Origin of the sequence: Kitasatospora sp. NPDC088346 (genome assembly GCF_044740765.1) — a bacterium.
In the GTDB taxonomy this organism is placed as follows: domain Bacteria; phylum Actinomycetota; class Actinomycetes; order Streptomycetales; family Streptomycetaceae; genus Kitasatospora.
In genome coordinates this window covers 1-2,565 of record NZ_JBIURH010000149.1, presented here as the reverse complement: position 1 = coordinate 2,565, position 2,565 = coordinate 1, and the positions used below count along the sequence as shown (strand labels likewise).

Below are 2,565 nucleotides of genomic sequence, written 5' to 3'. Positions count from 1 at the left end.
CCCTGTCGGGTAGCGGGGACGCATTGCTGCGTCCCCGCCCCCTCAGAACCGGGCGAGCGGGTTTCCCCGCACCTCGGCTCAAGCAAGCCCCGAGGGCATTGCGGTGGATGGAACCGGGCCCCTGCGTTGCCAGGCCGTCAGGCTCCGGTTGCAGGAGGCGTGAACCAGGCGCGTTCGGTTCCCGTCCGATCGGCCGTCCCGCCCGTGGTGGGTGAGGTAATCGGCGGCGATCGCCCGTTTGACGACGTTCAGCCACCACCGCTCCCAGTCCCGAGGGGACCGGGGAGGTTGGTGGGGGCTGAGCAGGTGGTCCCCGCAGAGTGGACACCGTCCGTCCTGCTCAGAGAGCAGACGGACGTTGTAGCCGTCCAGCGGCGGAGGCATCTTGCGCCGTCGGGCAGCCCAGTAGTCGGCCAGATCGGGGTCATCCGGAGATGCCCAACCGGTGACCAGCTGATGCCGGACGATGGCAGTCCAGGAGAACTTGGTCAGGAAGGCGACATCCCCGCGATCGTTCACGCTGTGATCGCGGGCGCCGAACACCCACCAGTCGTTCCTGAACCGGTTGAACCGGCCGAAGTAGCGGCGAGCGATCCACTTCTTCGACTTGTTGGGGTGGGTGTGGCAGGCCCACCGGTAGGTGAGTTGCCACATGTAGTGATCCAGTCTGCTGAACAACGCGCTGGACACCACCCCCCGGTAGTAGGCCGCCCATCCCCGAATGACCGGGTTGAGCTTGGCGATGACCGCCATCGCGTTCGAGCCGCGCAGTGCGCGCACCTCGTCGGCGAGCCTCTTCCGGATGCGCTTGACCGCGTCCTGACTCGGTGTGATCAGCAGCTTGCCTGGCCTGTCCCCGCGCCGATAACGACGCAGGTTGAACCCCAGGAAGTCGAAGCCGTCTTCGAGGTGGACGACGCGCGTCTTCTCCTCGTTGAAGACCAGTCCCCGGGGCGCGAGCCATTCGGCGAGCTGTTCCTTGACCTGCTGGGCCTGCTGTTCGGTGTGACAGCAGACCACCAGGTCGTCGGCGTATCGAACCAGGATCGGGGAGTTCGCCTTCGCAATTCCGGCGTGAACGCCGCGCTCGCGGTAGCGGACCCCTGCGGCCTCCTCCAGGCCGTGCAGGGCCACGTTCATCAACAAGGGGCTGATCACGCCGCCCTGGGGAGTTCCCTCCTCAGTGCGGACGAGCATGCCCTTCTCGACCACCCCGGCCTTCAGCCAGCCCCGGATCTGATCCCTGGCGGGGAACGATCCGAGGTTTTCCAGAAGCCGAGCGTGGTCGATCTTGTCGAACGCGGCCGATAGGTCGGCGTCCAGGATCCACACTCTCTGGGTCCGTGACCCCTTGAGCGCGTTGTAGAGGGCGCCGATCGCATCGGCACAGCTCCGCCCGGGACGAAATCCGTAAGAGCGGGACTCGAACCGGGCTTCCCACTCAGGCTCCAGCGCGTTGCGGACCCGCGCCTGGTGGCACCGATCCATGATCACTGGGATGCCGAGCGGACGCTGCTTGCCGTTGGCCTTCGGGATGAACACGCGTCGGACCGGCGCCGGGTCCCAGGTCGAGCGGTCACGGTGCACGCGCTCCGCGACCTCCGCTCTGGACTGCGACGACAAGGCGACCTCGCCGTCGATCCCGGCCGTCCGACGCCCGGCATTGCGCTGGGTCACCTGTCGCACGCTGATCAGCGAGTTCGACCATGAGCCCAGCATCATCTTCTGCAAGGACCGGACGCGGGCCCAGTCCTCGTTCCGCGCCGCCTTGAAGATCCGGTGCCGCAGCCTTGTTACGTTCTCCTCGTGGTGCCGCCAGAGGATGGCGTCCCACTCCAGACCGCCCTCGGGTCCGTTCACCTCAACGGTGTCCAACTTGTCCCTCAGTTCGCAAGGTCGCGAGACCATCTATTCAAAGGCTCACCTGCCCACGTCAGCGCCCTTTCGGGCCCGGTCGGAAGACCGGCATCCGGTCGGTTCCCCGCGACGGCCGCCTGGAGCGACGGACCGTTGCCGCGAGTCCCGTTGCCTTTCGGCCACCGGCATCTGCTTCTTGGGCATCCTGTCCCGCCGGGGGCTTCCGCCCCTCTTGCGATCGGCCTACCGAGCCGGATGACCGGCTCGGACCCCGACGGGGTTTCCACGTTCCGCGTATGTGAGATGCGACCGGGGTGGGTGCCTCCTAAACCCCGGGGCCAGCGGTGTTCACGCGACCTATGGGGCTGGTTCAGGTCGCCGCTTGCCGCCTCCACCAGCGGCCAGGCCCTATCACCTGGTGTCCTTCCCGTCTTCCAGGCTTGCGATGACGAGGCATCATCAGAGGTTCACTCACGTTCACCCGTCCGGTCTTCCCCTCGCCCGGTTGCTCCCCCGGACGGAACGGGGGCCCTTGGGCTTCTTCCTCAAGCTCCGCACCCCCAGCAGGCAGGACCTGCGGACGCACGTCGAGGAGGGGACCGATCTCGAACACTGATCAGGAACTACGCACCCGGCATTGCCGGCCTCCATTCTGCGAGTTCACTCGCCATACGCGACTTCGTGTCGCACCGCCCCAGTCGAACTGCA

The 2,565-nt window shown here is 66.7% G+C and carries 1 protein-coding gene; it reads right to left on the bottom strand.

From position 1 onward, the window contains the following. Positions 1-78 precede the first annotated feature (78 nt). Positions 79-1,860, bottom strand: a complete 1,782-nt coding sequence (gene ltrA / locus ACIOFR_RS42040) for a group II intron reverse transcriptase/maturase (RefSeq protein WP_401006087.1) — start codon at positions 1,858-1,860, stop codon at positions 79-81. Positions 1,861-2,565: the final 705 nt, after the last annotated feature.